Raw genomic sequence first — 17,283 nt, 5'->3', positions numbered from 1 at the left:
GTAAGGCATCACTTAAAAAAACCTCGGCAATCGAGGGTTTTTTATGGGCGAAAAACGTGTAGAAAACCGCCGAAGCAACCGGTCATCGGCGTTTATCGTTTTTGTGCGCCAATACCGCATACGCCTGTCAGGTTCCCCCTAGAATGCCTCCCTGTGGATAACTCAGCCAGGGATGCCTTCCATGAACATAGAACTGCTAATCGCCGGCATCGTCGTGCTGATCATTGTCGTGGGCGTGATCGGCTGGATGGTCGGGGTCTACAACGGCCTGGTCATGCGGCGTAACGATGTGGATAAGGCGTTCGCCAACATTGACGTGCTGCTCAAGCAACGGGCCGACCAGATCCCCGATGCGCGTGGTGCAGACCGCCATGAACCACGAGAACGCGCTGTTTACGCGGCTGAGCGACGCGCGTAACCAATACTTGAATGCCAGCAGCCTCAACGACAAGGTGGATGCGTCCAACCAGCTCAATGCCGCGCTCAAGTCGGTGATTGCGGTGGCAGAGAGTTATCCGGCGTTGATCTCCGGGCCGAACATGGTCGAATTGCAGCAGGCCATTTCGGCGGTGGAGGAGCGCATTGCCGACCGGCGTGAGTTCTTCAACGAGTCGGTCAACCTCTACAACATCGCCATCGCGGTGTTCCCCGACCTGTTCTTTGCGCGAATGCTCAGCTATCAGCGTATTCCGTTGCTGGCGATCAGCGCCGAAGAAACCCGCTACGAAGGCGTAAAGCTTGAGGTGCCGGGGGCATGAAAACCACCCAGGCAGGCGTCGTCGCGAAGAAACCCAAGTGGAAAACCGCGTTGGCGCTGGTGTTGCTCGCAGGCTTCATCAGCTTGATTGCTTACGCACCGCACATTTTTATCGCGCTGTTTTTCCCTGTGGGCATTCTGGTCGGCCTGCTGCTCAGCTTCGGGCCCAACTTCTATAAAACCGAACAGCGGCTGGCCACCAGCCAGATTCGTTCGCTGGCGATGGGCCTGGTGGAAGTGCGCGGCAAAGTGATTGCCGACAAAACCCAGCTGTCGCCGGTGAATGGCAAGCCGTGCGTGGGCTATGTCTGGGTTGTCGAGGACGGCAAGAAAGACGACGACGGGCGCTGGAACTGGAGCCGGGTATCCGGCGAGGCGCGCTGCAATGACTTTCGCCTGCAGGATGCAACGGGTGAGATCCGCGTGATCGCCGAAGGCATTGATCTGTTCGGCAACAAGGCCCCCGACGACTACGAACTCGTCGGCAGTTCCCGACGCCAAGGCGAAATCCTGCTGGTCCAGGACCTGGACGTGATGCTGATTGGCGATGCCTGTGAGCGCGACGGCAAACCTGCGATTGCCCAGGGCAAACAGCGCAATGCGGTGTTCGGCCTGGCGCTGACCCAGGATGTGGAAAACACTCGCGTGCTGGCGCCGCTGTGGCGTGCCGGTGGTTTCTATGCCGCCGTGGTCGGGATGATCGGCGTGGGCATCATGGCCATGACGCCCGCGCATTTCGCCCAACTGCATTTACCCGGTCCCGACACGTATCAGCAAATGGCGCCACTGGGCCCCGTGTATCGGCTGCTGGCCTGGCTGTACCGCGAGGGCGGTTTCCCGATTCCGTTCATGGCGGCGTTTGGTTTTTTCCTGACGATCATCGTGGTGATGGTGGCGACCCGGCTGGTGCTGCCCAAGGGCATGCGCCTGGCGGTGGGTCGGGTGCTGGGTGCGTGGATGGGATTGGGCATGGTCATCGGCGGCGTGGTCACGCTGCTGCTGTTTGTGGCTCAGGTGGATACCTTGAAGCTGTTTCTGGTGTGGATGCTGATCTTGCTCGGCACATTGGTGTTTTCGATCTTCGAGCAACGCAAGCTGGGTGCGGCCTTCAAGCATTTTTCCAAGGATGCCGGCAAAGCCAGCTTCGGCGATGAAGACGCCTGATCAGGGCGTCGCGCAGGAGATCAAATGTGGGAGCGGGCTTGCCCGCGAAAGCGGTGGGTCAGTCAACATCACTGTTTGTTGGGCCACCGTCTTCGCGGGCAAGCCCGCTCCCACAGGGGGGATCTGCGCTTATCCAGCCAAGTACCCTGTGATCACGGCACAAACTCCACCTTCAACCCGCGGCTCGCACTGCGGCCTTGATCATCACTGACCCGCAACCGGTATTCGCCCGACTTGCCCGGCCGCCAGTTCAACGTGGTTTGCGGCGGGCCTTGGCCTATCAGCGTCTGGTCGGCAAACCAGTAAAGCGTGGTTGCGTCGCTGGCCGCGTTGGCATTGAGCGGGATACTTTCCTGCGGCTGGGACAGTCGCAACTGGTAGCTCACCTGGGTCAGCGGCGAGCGAATCTGCGGGGCTTCGCTTTGGTCGCTGATGCGGTTGGGCTGGCAATTTTTCATTACATTAGGCGGCGTGCGCCGAGGCAAGCCGGCAGCGCGATACAGGCGCTGCACATCGCTTGGCCAGAATTCGAAGACTTCTTCACGGGTGTATTGCGCATCGAACGGCGGGCACGCGGCCTTGCCAGTGCGGGTGTCGATCAGCACCGGGCGGTGCAGGTTCGACACACGAATCGGCGACACACCGGGGATGTACCAGGTCTTGCGGGTTTGCGGGCACCAGCGGTTGGGCAACTCACCGGAAGCGGCACACACGTCGATGCGCACCAACCCGGCGGGTGGCTTGTCAGGTTTTATCACCACGTTGGGCAGCGCCAGCGGCAGGGCGTCAGCGATGCGAAAGAACAACGGCGCAGCGGTCTTGGCGCCGATAAACGCAGGGTTCGGTCGACCATCGAAATTACCCACCCACACCACCAGCACGTACGGCCCGACCAGACCCGCGCTCCACGCATCGTGAAACCCCCACGAGGTGCCGGTTTTCCACGCGGTGCGCCAATGGCGGCCCGGCAAGCCATCCGGCCGTGGGTTGCGGCGCAACATGTCGCGCACCATAAACGCGGCCTGCGGCGTGAGCAGTTGCGGTCCAGTGGATGGCGGCTGTTCCTGCAAATACCGTAACGGCCGCAGATGCCCGTCACCGGCCAGCATCACATACAGCCGCGCCAGCTCCTCGGGCGTCATCTCACCACCGCCGAGGGCCAACGCCAGGCCGTAATGGCTTTCGCCGCGCAGGCCCTGGATGCCGGCGCGTTGTAGCAAACCATACAGCGAGGGTGATTTGACTTGGCTGGCCAGCCACACCGCCGGGATATTGCGACTACGGATCAAAGCATCCCGCGCTGTCAGCGGCCCGATAAAACTGCCGTCGAAATTTTCCGGCTGGAAGTAGCCGAAGTTGCTCGGCAAATCCTTGAGGATGCTCATGGGGTGGATCACACCCTGATCCAGCGCCAGCCCATACAGAAACGGTTTGAGGGTCGACCCCGGCGAGCGCCGCGCCAACACGCCGTTGACCTGCCCGTGAATGCTTGTGGATAAGTAATCCGCCGAGCCCACCAGCGCTTTTACGCTCTGGTCGCGGCTGTCGATCAGGATCGCTGTGGCGTTCTCCACGCCTGTGCTGCGCCGCTCGGCGATAAATCCGGTAATCAGGCGCTCGAGCAGTTGCTGAAGCGGCAGGTTGAGCGTGGTGTTCAACTCGTTGCCAGCCTGTGAAGCCAGCAACTGTTCGCTCAGGTGCGGCGCCAGAAACGGGATTTGCTGGCGGTTGCGCGCCTCCAGCGGCAAGTCGAGCAAACTGTCGTTTCGTGGGTCGTGTGGATAAGTCTCGCGCCAGTCGGCCATCAAGCGCAGCCGCGCGTTTTGCAGCGAGGGCCCGAAGCGCGCGCGTCGCCCCGGTTGCTGGGGAATCACCGCCAGCGCCAGTGCTTCGGACAACGACAACTGTGCTGCCGATTTGCCAAAGTAAATGCGACTGGCCGCCTCGGCGCCTTCGATATTGCCGCCCATGGGCGCCAGATTCAGGTAGGCCTCGAGGATGTCGTGCTTGCTGTAGCGCGCCTCCAGCCACAACGCCAAGGCCATCTGCTGCAACTTGCCCGGCACCTGGCGAGTGTTCAAATCCCACAAGCGCCGCGCCAGTTGCATGCTCAAGGTCGAACCGCCCTGGCGTTGGCCGCCGCTGTAGGTGGCCATGGCCGCGCGCAGCAACGCCGGGGGATTGATCCCCGGGTGCCAATAAAAATTGCGGTCTTCCTTGAGCAGCAACGCCTCGACCAGTGACGGCGACATGCGCGCAAGCGGCAGCCACAACCGGTATTGGCCGTCATCCGCCAACGTCATGCGCAGCAGCGCGCCGTCGTCGGCCAACACCACCCGCGAAGAGGTGACGGCCTGTTCCAGCGGGGCGTGCGGCCACAACCGCAAGCCCACCAGCACCACCGCCGCTGCCAGCAGCGGCGTCAGGCGTTTAAGGCTTGGTAATTTCAAGCTGGCCTACTTTGCCGCGCCCTTGCAGGGTGGTTTCGTACATCCCTTCGGCGTAGGCCGGTGGCGTGTTGAAGGTGCCGGCGTTGGTGGCGCGCACGCGGTAGACGAAAGTGCCCACATCGCGCAGCGCGGTGCCGTACAACACCACCCGATCATCGCGCACGTCCACGTAGTCCGGCTGCCAGTTGCTCAGTTCGGTTTCGCCGATAGGCGCCTGCCAGGCATCCGCTTCATCCCCGTCGGCGGTTTCCACGTACTCCGAATCGTCGCCTTCACTTTCATCGGCGCTGGCGGTTTCCGGCTCCGGCGGCAAGTTATACACAGGCTCGACGCCGCCGGGCAGCAGGTCGACCACGGCCACTTGTTGCACTTGGTCGCGGTCGGTCGCACGCAGGCGCAGACGCACCAGGAACTCATCGCCGACCGCCACTTTGCTCACCGGCTCGCCTTTGAGGTCGAGGTATTCGTGGATGATTTCCAGGCCATTGTTGATCGGCTTGAGCTTGGCGCCCTTGTCGAAACCGGCCTCGCTGAGCATGTAGAACGCGGCCGGGCCGTCGGTTTTTTCCATCACCAGTTTTTGCGTGGCACCTGGTACGGCGGCGCGTGGCGGCTGACCGGCCATTTCCAGCAGTTGCTGCTGCTTGTCGCCCAGCCAGGCGGTGGCTTTGAGGGTCATGTCGCTTTGCGCGCGCTGGCCATAGTTGTCCAGGGCTCGCAGCAGCAGGGCGGCCGACAGCGAATTGTAACGTTGCTCGTTGAGACGCTTGCCGAGCTTATCCAGCAAGGCTGCTGGTACATCGTCCAGCAACTCAGGGAAGTGGCGTGCCAGCAGGTGCAGGTGTTCGGCGTCGTGCACCAGCGGGTCGTAATACAGGCCGTCGCTGTCCCACTTATCCACAAGGGAGCGCCATGGGATTTTGCGGAACAGCGTATCGGCCTGGCGGTCCTGCTTGAGCAGCTTGTAGCTGGCGGCCAGGTACGCGGCGCCCAGGTCGTTCTGCCAGGTGTCTTTAAAGTAACTCTCGTAGCGCTCGCGGATATCGCTCAAGGCGCCGCTCACCAGAATCCCCTGACGGCTCAGCAGGTAACTGGCGTAGGCACGGTTGCGCAATTCCGACAGCCCTTCGCTCGGGCCGTTGGCCAGTTCTGTCAGATAAGCATTGGCGCGCACCAGCAAATCTTCCGGCACCGGCAGCCCGCGTTCTTTGGCTTCGATCAGGAAGTCGGTGGCGTACAGGCTGGCATAAGGCGCCACATCCGGGTTGGCGGCCCACAAACCGAAACCACCGGCCTGGTTCTGGCGTTGGCGCAACATACGCACTGCGCTGGTGAACGCTTGCTCGGCCTCGGGCGCCGTGCCGCCCCAGATCAACGCCGGCATGGCCTTGGACACCAATTGCTCGGTGCAGGCATAGCCGTAGTCGTCCAGGTAATGCTTGAGGCCGTTGGCCCACACCAGCGGCGAGGCTGCCACGCCCAGTTGCACGTCGCGCAGCTGGCTGAACAGCTCGCGCGTTGGCTTGAGCTCTTTGCTGGCGCTGTCGAAACGACCCAGGCTCAGGGCCACGCGGTGTTCGCTCAGTGGGCGGATCGAGGTGGTTTCTGCTACCTGGATGCGTTTGCCGTCTGGCAGCACGGCGATAAAGCGCAGGTCCGCCGAACCGAGGGTTTCGCCGACCTTGATCTTGAACTCGGCGGTGCCTTCCTTGCGCGGTTGCAATGACAAGGTGCTGCCTTTGTCGCCCTGCACGGTGAGGCCGTCGCTGGTCTGCACTTCAAACTTCACGTCGGCTGCCGCGTCGAGGTTGCTGAACACCCCGGCGCTCACGTTGAACACATCCCCCGGCGCGATAAAAGCCGGTACGTTCGGTGTGATCACGATCGGCCCACGCACCTCGGTGTTGGCCTCGCTGACACCCACGCTGTCGGCATCCACCGCCACCGCAAACAGGTGCAGCTTGCCGTTGAAGCTGTCCGGCACCTGGTAATGCAGCACCGTTTCACCGACCGGCAGGTCCACCAGCCCGGACCACCACGCCACGGGCGGCTGATGTTTACACTTGAACGGGTTGAGGTGGTTGGCCAGGGCGCCTTCCGTATCGCCACCGGGCGCCGCCCCACTGAGCAAGCGGCTGAATTCCGGCAGGATCAGGTCAAGAATCTGACTGGTGCCGACCTCCAGTGCGCGCTTCTGGAAGAAGAAACCCAACGGGTCTGGCGTCTGGTAGCGCGCCACTTGCAGAATGCCTTCGTCCACCGCGTAGACCACCGCGCGGCCTGGGCGGTCGGCGGTGACCTTGATGTCCAGAGTTTGCCCCGGCTCGATCTTCGCCGGGCCTTCGACCTTCAGCGCCATGCGCCGCGCATCGAGGTTGATGCTGAACGGCACCACGCCGTAGGACAGCGGGCTCATATAAACCTCGGACGAGCCGATGTCGCGCACAAACTGCACGTTGACGTAGGCATTGCCCTCAAGGCCTGCAGGCACGCGGATATGTTGCACGCTGTTGGTGCTGTCGGCCTTGAACCATTGCTGGGTGTAAACCTTGTCGCGCTCGATGGTGATCAAACCCGCGCCGGTGTACGGCGCGCGGATGCTGATCGCAATCTCATCGCCGGTGGCGTAGCTGCGTTTATCCAGGCGCAGCTGCAACTCGGCATTACGCTCCAGGGAGCGCGACGTGTTGCCACGTCCGGCCACGCTGTAGTCGATCTGGTTGAGCAGGTTGCCGTTGGCATCCTTGAGTTGCAGGGTGAAATCGCCCGGCGTACCGGTGTTCAGGGTCTGCTTGGCGCCGTCCTTGGTCATCGTCAATGGCGAGGCGGGCTGGCTGATGTTCTTGATGCGCGACTCGTATTTGTAGGTGCCATTGGACTGTTTCACCAGCACCGACACATAACGGTGCTCGACCACTTCACTGGTCAGGCCGTCCACCGCCAATGGCGTGAGGTCCGGCGCGACGGCCAGCCACTGCACCTGACGCGGGGCGTCCTTGGCGACGTACGACAGCGAATCCTGACTTTTCACACCCACCAGATACGGCGCGGACGACACCAGCAGCGCACTTTGCGCCGCCACATTACGCCCACCTTCAGCCTCGAACACCTGGGTCATGACCTGCAGGCGATAGGTGCTGTTGGCGAAGCGTTGCAGGTTAAGGTCGAGCACGGCCTGGCCGTTATCTTCGACGGTGGTTTCGGCGAGGTCTTCGGTGCTGGCGTCTTCCAATGAGTTGTTGAGGCGGAAGCGGTAATCGGGATAACGGTCGAAGGCCGCAAGCGTCGGGCTCAAGGACATCTTCGCCGTCACCCGGCGGCCGGCGGCCGGGGCGCCGAACAAGTGCATTGCAGTGACTTTGGCCACCACCTGGTCCGGTGGAATCCAGCCCAATACGGGCGTGTCGTGCAGGCTCAGGCTGACCTTCATGCGGTCCGGCTCGAAATCGCGGACCTTGAAGCTGACACTGCCCAGGTCGGTGCGGGTGTTTTTCTCGCCAATCAATTGCAAGGTCGCGGTGTAATCGCCTGCGGGGGCGACGTCGCTGCTGGGGAAATCAAAGGTTTCAAAACCGCTGGTGGATAACTTCAGGGGTTGGCGAATCACTTCCAGGCCACGCGGGTCGGTGATTTGCAGCTCCACCGGCAGGCCTTGCAGGGCGCCTTTCCAGTTGCCGCTGCGCACGATCATGCCCAAGTGCGCAGTCTCGCCAGGGCGATACAGGCCGCGGTCGGTGAACAGGTAGGCGCTGAGGCGATCAATCGCGCCGTCTTCTTCCAAACCGCCTACATCAAAGCGCGACAAATCCAGCTGCTGCGACTGACGGGCAATTGGCAGGAAGGATTGGTCATTGCCGCGAGTGACTACATACATCAGCGGCGTTTTCTCACGGCGCAGTTCATCCAGCTTGGCGAAATGCGCATGGCCTTCGGTGTCGGTACGGCCACTGCTGACCGGCAGGCCGTTGCGACCAATGATGTCGACCTGTGCGTCGGCCACCGGCGACCCATTGCCGATCGACTGCACGTACACATCATGGCTGCCGTCGCTGGAGCGCTTGGCGATGATGCCCAGGTCAGTCACCACGATAAAGCGCAGGTCGCTGGTACTGCTGCGGTCGTATTCGAACGTGCGTTCTGCAGGGTCATCCTGAGGGCTGAGCTTGAGCACGAAAATGCCACGACGCCCGCCGTTGGCGGTGAGGTAGTGGCTCAGGTCGACGTTGTCGTAGACGGTTTTCGCCGGGTCATTGGACGACAGCGCAATATCCAGCGACTGGCGCTCGACCATCCGATCAAAGTATTCGTTGCCGAAATTGGGCCGGGCAAAACTGCCGCTGCTCTGGTCTACCAGGTGTTGCAACTGGTTGGGCAGCAGCCGGGCGATTTCCACATGGGCACCGGGCACGCCACGGGCCATGAAGCCCAGGCGTTTTTCACCGTTGAGGCTCAGCAGCGCGCCGTTGGACAGGAACTGCAGCGTGCGCGGATACGCCGGCATGCTGATCAACGAGGCTGTAGGGTTTTTCGCCAGATAGCCGCCCATGGCTTCCAGGTTGGCGGGCACGCGCACATACAGCGCGCGACCGGCCGGGGCCTTGAACTTGAACGCGTGCAAGGTGTTCAGCGGCTCGACGCTGGGCACATGGGTCAGGGTGATCTTGGTGCTGCGGGCGAGCAGGGCGTCGTCGATGTCGTTGCTGGTATAGGGGCGGGTGTCGTCCTGGGCTTTTTCCGGCAGCAGCCACGCCTGGACCTTACCGGCAATGGTGTCATCGGCCACGGCGCTGGAGCTGCTGAACATCAGCACCGGTTCCGGTTCACCGCGTTCATTGTCGACAAAGCTGACGTCGGCGCCGGTGAAGGTCAGGCGATAACGGCCGGGCACGGTGACTTCCGACACCAGCGGCGCGGTGCTGGCGTTGCCACCGTCACGGGCCTTGATGCCTTCGTCGAGCTTGGCGCTGACCGGCGTGCTTTCCAGTGGCGTGGCGAGGGCGGCGGAGCGTACGTAGGCGTTGAGCTTGTTGTCGTCGAAGGTGATTTCCGGGCGGTTGGGCAACTGCGCGTCGCGGTAGGCCAGGCCTTTGCCGAGGGTCACAGACACGCGCTTGCGCAGGTTGTCTTCATCCACCGGGTGGGAAAAGTGGAAGGTCGCGACCAGCTGTTTCAGCGTCGGGTTGGACGGGTCTTGATACAGCTCGTTTTGTGCCAGGGTGGCGCGGAATGGCTGGGTGGAAAACTGGCTGCTGTACTGGCTGAGCAACACGCCGTCGGCCAGGAGGTTTTTCTTCGCCAGGTCGAGCGTGTAGTGGGCGTCTACTGGCCAGTCTTTTTCTGGCACGAACAGTAAAGTGCGGTCATCGGACCAGCGCCAGGCGCCTGCCACGGTGGGTTTGAGGGTGATGCCCTCAGTCACCGGTTTGCCAATCGCCGCCAAGGGGGCCACGGATTCGGCGAAACGCACCTGCAAGTTATCCACCACCGGCGGTTGCTGGGTGTAATCCGTCAGGTTTGGCTTGTGCAACGAATAACCAACGGTGTGCGGCTGCGGCAGGTTTGAATACCAGTGCCAGCCGTAGAATCCTGCGCCAGCCAGTAACACCAGGCCCAACACGCCGGCGCCGGCCTGGCGCGGATAGGCGCGAGCGTTGCGGCCAAGGTTCGCAAGGCCTCGGCCGATGGCGCGCAGCCAGAAAGGCGGCTGCCATTGGCCGAACAGGGCACTCACCACCGTGGTTAACAGGCCGAGAAAACGGCGGCTGATCGCTTTCAACGCATCGAACATGGTGAGCATCCCTGGCTAAGTGCGGCGTATCTTACACGCGTCTTTGATACAAAAGATGACGTGAATATGCCGCAAACGCTCAGGCGTGTTGCACAAAAGTGAGACGCACCGCAAAACCGATCAAAAGGCTGCCGAACAACCACTGCTGCAGGCGCTGCGCCGAGCGATTGCTGGCCAGCCAGCGGCCGATGCGCGCGCCGGCCAGGGCGTAGCAACAGTCAAACGCGAAGCCCACCGTCACTAGCATCACCCCCAGCCATGCAAACTGCGCCGCCACCGGGCCGGCTTGCGGGTTGATGAATTGCGGCAGCAGCACCGAGCAGAACACCAGGGCCTTTGGGTTGAGCAGGTTCGTCAGCAGTCCGCGTTGAAAGGCCATGCGCCAGGCATGGGCGGGTGGTGCGCCGTGAGAGGCGTCGAGCGATGGCAGCCCGTTGGCACGCAGGCATTGCACGCCCAGCCATAACAGGTAGGCCGCACCGCCCAGGCGCACCACGTCGAAGGTCCAGGGCGCCACCTTGAACAAGGTCGCCAGCCCCATGCCCGCCAACACCACATGGCAGGCCCGGGCGAGGCCCAGGCCGATGGCCGTGGTCAGTGCCAGCGCTTTGCCCTGGCGTGCGCCGGTTTGCAGCAACAGGATCATGTCCGGCCCCGGCAGCAGAAACGCCACCGAAAGCGCCATCAGAAATAGCCACAGCTCTGTCATGTTCCACCCCCTTGATGTGTCGGCTGATTCTAGGAGGGAAGGCCGGGGCAGGTGCTTGCGTATTCAGCTTAAAAGGCGTCTATTCTTGGCACTGTCTGCCATTGATTAAGCTTGCGGCCATTCATTTATGCCAAATCTGAAACTTGATGCCTTTGACCGCAAGATTCTTGAAGCCCTGCAACGCGATGGGCGCCTGAGTAACGTGCAACTGGCGGATGAGATCGGCCTGTCTGCCTCACCCTGTTTGCGCCGTGTGAGGCTGCTGGAAGAAGCCGGCGTGATTCGCGGCTATCAAGCGACCCTGGATCGCGATGAAGTGGGCCTGGGCATGATGGTGTTCGTCGGCGTGAAGGTGGAGCGGCACAACGACACCGAGGCCAATGCCTTTCGCGAGGCGGTGACCGCACTGCCCGAGGTGATCTCGGCATTTCTGGTGTCGGGGGAGTCGGATTTTCTGTTGCAGGTGGTGGTGCCGGATTTGCGTGGGTACGAGCGGTTCGTCACCGGCAGCCTGTTGAAGCTGCCGGGCGTGAGGGACATCCGCAGCAACTTTGCGATCCAGACCGTGAAAACCCCAGGCGCCTTGCCTTTGGGGCACCTGCCAGGCTGAACACTTGAAAACACCGCAAAACCACTGTGGGAGCAGGCAAGCCTGCTCCCACAGGTGATCCGCGTTGAGCTTGAGGTGGTATGTCTCAGGTCCACCAGTAGCGAACAAGGTGGAAGAAAATCGGCGCGGCAAAACACACCGAATCCAGCCGGTCCAGCATCCCGCCGTGACCTTCGATCATATGGCCCCAATCTTTCACGCCTCGGTCGCGCTTGATCGCCGACATCACAATGCCGCCGGCAAAGCCCAGCAGGTTGATCAGCAGCGCGATCAAGAACGACTGCCACGGGTTGAACGGCGTGGTCCACCACAGCGCTGCGCCGATCAGGGATGACAGCAGGATCCCGCCAACAAAGCCTTCGACGGTTTTGGACGGCGACAGGTTGGGCGCGATCTTGTGTTTGCCGAACAGCTTGCCACACACGTATTGCAGCACGTCCGACAGCTGCACCACGATCACCAGGTAGGCGATCAGCAACAGGTTGCGACCTTCGTAGCCAGGAATGTCGAGGGTCAGCAGGGCCGGGACGAAGGACACGCAGAACACTGCAATCATCAGGCCCCATTGCACCTTCGACGCGCGCTCCAGGAAGTGCGTGCTGTCGCCCCCCAGCGAAGCGAGGATCGGCAGCAGCAGGAACACGTACACCGGGATGAAGATCGAGAACAGCCCGTACCAATCGGAATAGATCAGCAGGTATTGCAGCGGCAAGGCCAGGTAGAACGCGGCCACCAGCGCCGGGTAGTCGCTGCGCCGGGTCGGCGTGAGGGTGAGAAATTCGCGCAGGGCGTAGAACGACACCGCGTAGAACAGCAGGATCACCGCACCGGTGCCGAGCCAGAAGGCGATGCCGATCACCACGACCATCACCCACCAGGCATTGATACGGGCGTTGAGGTTGTCGACGACCGCATTTGGCGTACCGCGGGTGCGCAACTTGAGGATCAGGCCGATCAGCGAGGCGAGCACCAGGATGGCGCCGATCCCGCCGAACAACATCAGGGTTTGGCTATCCATGTCAGACATGCTCCGGGCAAGGGCAAGCAGGGCGTCGCGGGTGCGGGCGAGGAAGGCGGCTTTGTCTTCGTTATCTTCCAATTGCAGGGGAGCACCAAAGCTGGTGGTGCACAGCAATGGCAGCGGCAGTACGCGACCCTTGGGCATGACCCGGTTGAGGTTGGCGATCCACACCGGGATCAATTCGGCCTGTGGGTAACTTTTTGCCAAGTGGTACAGGCCGCTCTTGAAGGGCAGCAAGCCGTCTTCGAGATTGCGCGTGCCTTCGGGAAGATAATCAGCGAGTCGCCACCTTCCAGGGCGGCAAGCATAGGCTGCAGTGGGTTATCCACAGGGTCTTTGCGTTCGCGGTCGATCAGCACGCCGTTGAACACGCGGTTGATGATGTAACGGCGCAGGGCGCTTTTGTTCCAGTAGTCGCTGCCGGCCACCGGACGCGTGAACGTGCGCAGGTTTTGCGGCAAGGATGCCCACACCAGCACGAAGTCGCCGTGGCTGCTGTGGTTGGCGAAATAGATGCGCTGCACCGGCACCGGCGCGCACCCCAGCCACAGGCTGCGGGCGCCGGTTACGGTGCGGGCCATTGAGGTGATCAGGGTGGCAACCACAGGTTCGAACATGGGGATTCCTTATCCGGCGAAAGGTAGCCAAGGGCTGGCGAGGATCACGGCCAGGGTCAGCAGCATTTGTGCGCCCAGCAGCCAGGCCTGCTTGCGCAGCAGTTTGAGGGCGCCGCGACGGCGTTCGGTCCAGGGCCGACCGACCCGCTTGGCCGATTGCAGGCCAAGGGTTTGCAGGGCCTGGTCGAGGTCGGGGGTGCGCTCGGTGTCGCGAGCGAGCAGCGCGAACAGGTCGGCATCAAAGGCGACGCGCAGCGCCCAGTACTTTTGCAGCAGCCCGAGGACAATCATCCACAGGCTGAGCAGCAGGCAGATTGGCGCGACACTCGCCATCAGCAGTTGGGCTAGGCCGAAAAGCACGCCGAGCAGCGTCAGGCCTGTGGATAACTGATCCAGCGAGCGACCACGGCGCAGCAGGCTGGCGACCACCTGGAGTTCCATATCAGCGGGCATGGGCTAAACCCTCCAAAGCTTCGCGGTGAGCGGGGTGCAGGACCACATGGGCCCGCGCTGTACGAATAATAGCCAGTGCCTCGTCCACCGTTGTGGCGCGCCCACTGTGCAGCAGCCAGGCTGCAACGGCGGTGGCGCTGCGTGAGTAACCGAGGGCGCAGCACACCAGTAATGGCCCGCTTGCGCGCAGGCGCTCAATGGCTTGGGCGGCTTGCAGGCATTCGGCGGGTGTCGGCGCAATCAGGTCCAGCACGGGGACGCATGCATAAGCGCGGCCCTGTGGATTAATCGGCAATTCGGCGCACAGATCGACGATCGCCTTGAATGAACCTTGCTCGCGTGCGGCGGGTATTCGACCGAGCCAGACGTTATCCACAATCAGGTCAGGCTGTGGATGCTTGCGTGTCCACAGGCGTGAGTTGAGCCACGCGGCCGCGAGGTAAGGCGCATACAGCCAGCGCGCGGCAGGCGTCAGCATGCCGTCGAGCCGTTTTTGAAAGCCCGGCGCGCCGAGTACCAAGTAATTGGCCTTGATCAAACCCAGGGAAACCGCCGGCCACAGCAGCCACAGCCACCAACCGCCGAGTGTTAACGCGACAATCACCAATGCCAGCGCGCCCAGGCCGTAGCGCACGCCCAGCCGCCAGCGTTTTCGATCCCGCGTAAGCCGCGCATTCAACAGCGGGCTCGGGTGCTCCAGCGGCCACAGCCACACGCATAGCCAGCCGGCGAGGGCGCCTGTGGGTAAGTCGATAAAGTGATGTTGATAAGTGGTCAGCACCGAAATACCGATCAACGCGAACCACCCGTGCACCATCCAGCGCCAGAAGCCTTGGCTGTGGCGCTGGTACATGATCCACAGAATCACCAGCAGCGCGATGTGCAGCGACGGTGCCTGATTAAACGGTTTGTCGAAGCCTGCCAGCACGGCAAACAGCCAGCCGAATACGCCATCCAGCGCCGGCCGTTCAAAGGTGAACCGCAGCGGCCAGATCAGGAAGCAGCTCACGGCAATCACCTGGGCGGTCAGCAGGCGCAGCGCGTGTTGTTTGAGTTCATGGCGGCTAGTGGGCAGCAGCAGCGAGAAGCCGTAGAGCAGGTCGATGGACCAGTAGGGCACGATGGTCCAGGCCCAGAACGGCATATGGGTTTCCCAGCCGAACACCAGTGTGCCGACGTCGCTGCGCTGGCTGGTGACCCAGGTGGCAAAGCCGTAGGTGCTGAAAAACAGCGGCGCCAACAGCAGCAACCACAGGACCGCAGGTTTCAATAAACCGGGTTCGCGCATGCTCAGATCTTCTGTGCCAGAGACACCGTGAAAATGCCCCATTCGTCCACACGCTGAGTGATCTTGCGAAAGCCTGCGGCCTCGACCAGTTGATCCATTTCTGCCTGGCTGCGACGGCGCATCACCCAGGCCTGGCCCTGACGATGGCTGGTCAGCGCGCGGGCGATCAGTTCCAGCTGCGGGTGCCACGGCTGGCCGGTGTACACCAGGTAACCGCCGGGCTCCACGGCTTCGGCAAGGCCGGCCAGCGAACCGCCGACCATGGCGTTATCGGCAAACAATTCATACAGCCCGGACACCACCGCCAAGGTCGGCTTGGGGTCGAGCGCCGCCAGAGCCGCGCGATCAAACGCATCGCCTTTGACGAACTGCGCGATATCCCCCAGGCCTTTTTCGCGAATCAGCGCGCCACCGTCGCGCACGTTGATGTCGCTGTAGTCGCGCAGCAGGATCGACTCCGGCAGCGGCGATACGCCCTGTAAGGCTTCGAGAATGTAGCGGCCATGGCCCGCAGCGATGTCGACAATGCGCACTTGGCGATCATCGCTACGCAACTTGGCCATGGCCAGGCGCAACAGCTCTTCGACATTCAGCTTGCGCTGGCGAATGCCACGCCAGCCGATGGAGTTGAGGTAGTTGGTGTCGATCATCCGCCCCAGCCCGCCTTTGCCGGTGGGTTTGTTGCGGTACACATAATCCAGTGTGCTGCCGGAATCGAAGCCGGTGTCAAAGCCCAGTTTGACCCCGTCCGAGAGGTTCTTGCCCAGGCCCATGCTGGCGCGGGTCATGCGCCAGTACAGGTCGCGCAAAGAGTTGCGCGGCAGCGGCGCGGCCAGGGATTCGGACTCGGCGCAGGTGGCGCCCAGCTTGTCGGCGTCGAGCAATGAGGCGCGGTCCAGCGGGTGCGCAAAGTTCTGCAGGATAAAGCGCCTGGCGCTGCTCACGGCCACGGCACGGTCGCGTTCACCGAGGGTGTCGTGGAAGAAGCCGGGCAGGATGTGCAGTTCTTTTTTCACGCTGCCCAGGCGGTCGAAAAATTGCTGCTGGGGTTTGCGGTGCACCACAAAGTCCGAGCCGGAGATCAGCAGCTGGGTCGGCACCTGGATCGCCTGGGCATCGGCGACAACGCGGTCGGCAGCTTCGTACAGGCCGAGCAGCACATTCACCGAGATCGCCTTGGTGATCAGCGGGTCGCTGTCGTAGGACGCGATGCGCTCGGGGTCATGGCTGAGGAACTTGGCCTTGACGTAGCTGTTAACGAAAAAGTTGCCGCGAAATGTGCGCATCAGCGCCAGGCCTGGCCGCGCGAACGGCACGTAGAGCTTGACCTTGAACGCCGGGGAGGCGAGCACCAGTGCGCGGATTTTCGGCGCGTAATCGTGCACCCACGTGGCTGCGATCACCGCGCCGACGCTCTGGGCGATCACCGCGCAATTGTCTTCTTCGATGCCGTAAGTGGCACCGATGTGGTCACGAAAGGTTTGCACGTCGCGGGCACTGGTGGCGAAGCTTGGGCTGTCGCCGCGCGCGCCGGGCGACTGGCCGTGGCCACGGGCGTCCCAGGCAAAGAAGTCGAAGTGCGGCAGGTCCAGTTCATCGACCAGGTGGGCAATGCGCCCCGAATGCTCGTGGCCGCGATGGAACAGCAGGATCGCCTTGCGCGGCTCGTCGCCAAGCGGCGCAGTGGCCGGCCAGTGCCGGTAGAAAAGCTCGACGCCATCGTGGGTACTGAAGCTGTGCTCTTGCTGTTCACGCATCGCAAATTCCTTATGCAGAAGGGGACGTCGTTTCTTTGAGGCCCTGGCGCACGCGGTTGACCAAGGTGTAGGCGAGCAGCGCCGCGACCAGCCACATCACCGCGTTGACCCAACCCGCGCCGAGCCAGTCCAGCGCCACGCCGGTGGCCAATACGCCGAGTACAAACGCGCGATCACTCTTGCCCATCGGCCCGTCGTAGCGCCGCGACGCCCCGACCATTGGGCCGAGCACCCCGGCGTATTCGCTGAACACCGCCAGCAACGTGACCAGCAGCACCGGCGCCAGGCTCACGCCGGGGATCAGCGCAAAGGGCAGGATCAACGCGCTGTCGGCGATCACGTCGCACAATTCATTGAGGTAGGCGCCCAGCCGCGACTGCTGGCCGAATTCCCGGGCGAGCATGCCGTCGATGGCATTGAGGGCCATGCGCAGGATCATCCACAACGGGATCAGGGCAAACAGCCAGAGGTGTTGGGCAAAGCCTGCGATGAGCAGGCCGACCAGTAAGGACACCACGCCGGCCAGCACGGTGATCTGGTTGGCCGTGGTGCCGTTGTCGTAGAGGCGCTGCACGAGTGGGCGCAGTAAGTTTTGAAAGCGCGGCTTGAGCTGATAGATCGAAATCATGGGAGGCGACGCTTCCTTGTCCGTTTACCCGCGAAAAAACT

The 17,283-nt window shown here is 62.4% G+C and carries 12 protein-coding genes and 1 pseudogene; 4 read left to right on the top strand and 9 right to left on the bottom strand.

Features of this window, described 5'->3' with window-relative positions; translation table 11 throughout:
• Positions 1-181 precede the first annotated feature (181 nt).
• From AB5I78_RS29260 to AB5I78_RS29250, 3 genes are read left to right on the top strand one after another with little or no spacing between them, the layout of a single operon-like run.
• Entirely contained in the window at positions 182-418 is a 237-nt protein-coding gene (locus AB5I78_RS29260; protein WP_369302786.1) for a hypothetical protein, read from the top strand.
• The gene (locus AB5I78_RS29255) at positions 372-758 is read left to right on the top strand and encodes a LemA family protein (protein ID WP_369302787.1); all 387 of its coding nucleotides are present in this window, start codon (positions 372-374) and stop codon (positions 756-758) included. Before AB5I78_RS29260 ends, AB5I78_RS29255 begins: the two co-directional genes overlap by 47 nt.
• Positions 755-1,921 carry a hypothetical protein gene (locus tag AB5I78_RS29250; protein ID WP_369302788.1) on the top strand — a complete coding sequence of 389 codons (1,167 nt, stop codon included), beginning with the start codon at positions 755-757 and terminating at the stop codon, positions 1,919-1,921. The genes AB5I78_RS29255 and AB5I78_RS29250 overlap by 4 nt, the downstream gene beginning before the upstream one ends.
• A gap of 152 nt (positions 1,922-2,073) precedes the next feature.
• Here the strand turns inward: AB5I78_RS29250 and pbpC are convergent, their stop codons facing one another.
• From pbpC to AB5I78_RS29235, 3 genes are all read right to left on the bottom strand, one after another.
• Entirely contained in the window at positions 2,074-4,371 is a 2,298-nt protein-coding gene (pbpC, locus tag AB5I78_RS29245) for a penicillin-binding protein 1C (RefSeq protein WP_369302789.1), read from the bottom strand.
• Positions 4,352-10,159, bottom strand: coding sequence for an MG2 domain-containing protein (locus tag AB5I78_RS29240; RefSeq protein WP_369302790.1), 5,808 nt, complete (start codon positions 10,157-10,159; stop codon positions 4,352-4,354). The genes pbpC and AB5I78_RS29240 overlap by 20 nt, the downstream gene beginning before the upstream one ends.
• Positions 10,160-10,238: 79 nt before the next feature.
• Entirely contained in the window at positions 10,239-10,868 is a 630-nt protein-coding gene (locus tag AB5I78_RS29235; RefSeq protein ID WP_369302791.1) for a LysE family translocator, read from the bottom strand.
• Between the two features lie 136 nt (positions 10,869-11,004).
• Here AB5I78_RS29235 and AB5I78_RS29230 point away from each other — a divergent pair, with 136 nt between their 5' ends.
• Complete coding sequence (locus tag AB5I78_RS29230; RefSeq protein ID WP_025854407.1) at positions 11,005-11,478, top strand: Lrp/AsnC family transcriptional regulator; 474 nt, start codon at positions 11,005-11,007, stop codon at positions 11,476-11,478.
• 85 nt (positions 11,479-11,563) lie between these two features.
• On the opposite strand, the gene AB5I78_RS29225 is transcribed toward AB5I78_RS29230, so the two are convergent.
• The 6 genes and pseudogenes from AB5I78_RS29225 to AB5I78_RS29200 all read right to left on the bottom strand — a co-directional run bounded on the left by AB5I78_RS29225 (position 11,564) and on the right by AB5I78_RS29200 (position 17,242).
• The gene (locus tag AB5I78_RS29225) at positions 11,564-12,496 is read right to left on the bottom strand and encodes a phosphatidate cytidylyltransferase (RefSeq protein WP_106575956.1); all 933 of its coding nucleotides are present in this window, start codon (positions 12,494-12,496) and stop codon (positions 11,564-11,566) included.
• A gap of 15 nt (positions 12,497-12,511) precedes the next feature.
• Positions 12,512-13,116: pseudogene (locus tag AB5I78_RS29220) on the bottom strand (lysophospholipid acyltransferase family protein); the annotation flags it as partial.
• Positions 13,117-13,125: 9 nt separating this feature from the next.
• Positions 13,126-13,569, bottom strand: coding sequence for a hypothetical protein (locus AB5I78_RS29215; RefSeq protein ID WP_119741217.1), 444 nt, complete (start codon positions 13,567-13,569; stop codon positions 13,126-13,128).
• The gene (locus AB5I78_RS29210) at positions 13,559-14,857 is read right to left on the bottom strand and encodes a phosphatase PAP2/dual specificity phosphatase family protein (protein WP_369302792.1); all 1,299 of its coding nucleotides are present in this window, start codon (positions 14,855-14,857) and stop codon (positions 13,559-13,561) included. Before AB5I78_RS29210 ends, AB5I78_RS29215 begins: the two co-directional genes overlap by 11 nt.
• Before the next feature lie 2 nt (positions 14,858-14,859).
• Complete coding sequence (locus tag AB5I78_RS29205; RefSeq protein ID WP_369302793.1) at positions 14,860-16,614, bottom strand: bifunctional alpha/beta hydrolase/class I SAM-dependent methyltransferase; 1,755 nt, start codon at positions 16,612-16,614, stop codon at positions 14,860-14,862.
• Positions 16,615-16,624: 10 nt separating this feature from the next.
• Complete coding sequence (locus tag AB5I78_RS29200) at positions 16,625-17,242, bottom strand: CDP-alcohol phosphatidyltransferase family protein (protein WP_369302794.1); 618 nt, start codon at positions 17,240-17,242, stop codon at positions 16,625-16,627.
• Between the last annotated feature and the right edge of the window lie 41 nt (positions 17,243-17,283).

It is taken from the genome of Pseudomonas sp. N2-3-1-14, from assembly GCF_041228395.1.
In the GTDB taxonomy this organism is placed as follows: Bacteria; Pseudomonadota; Gammaproteobacteria; order Pseudomonadales; family Pseudomonadaceae; genus Aquipseudomonas.
This window is presented reverse-complemented; position numbering and strand designations above follow the sequence as displayed.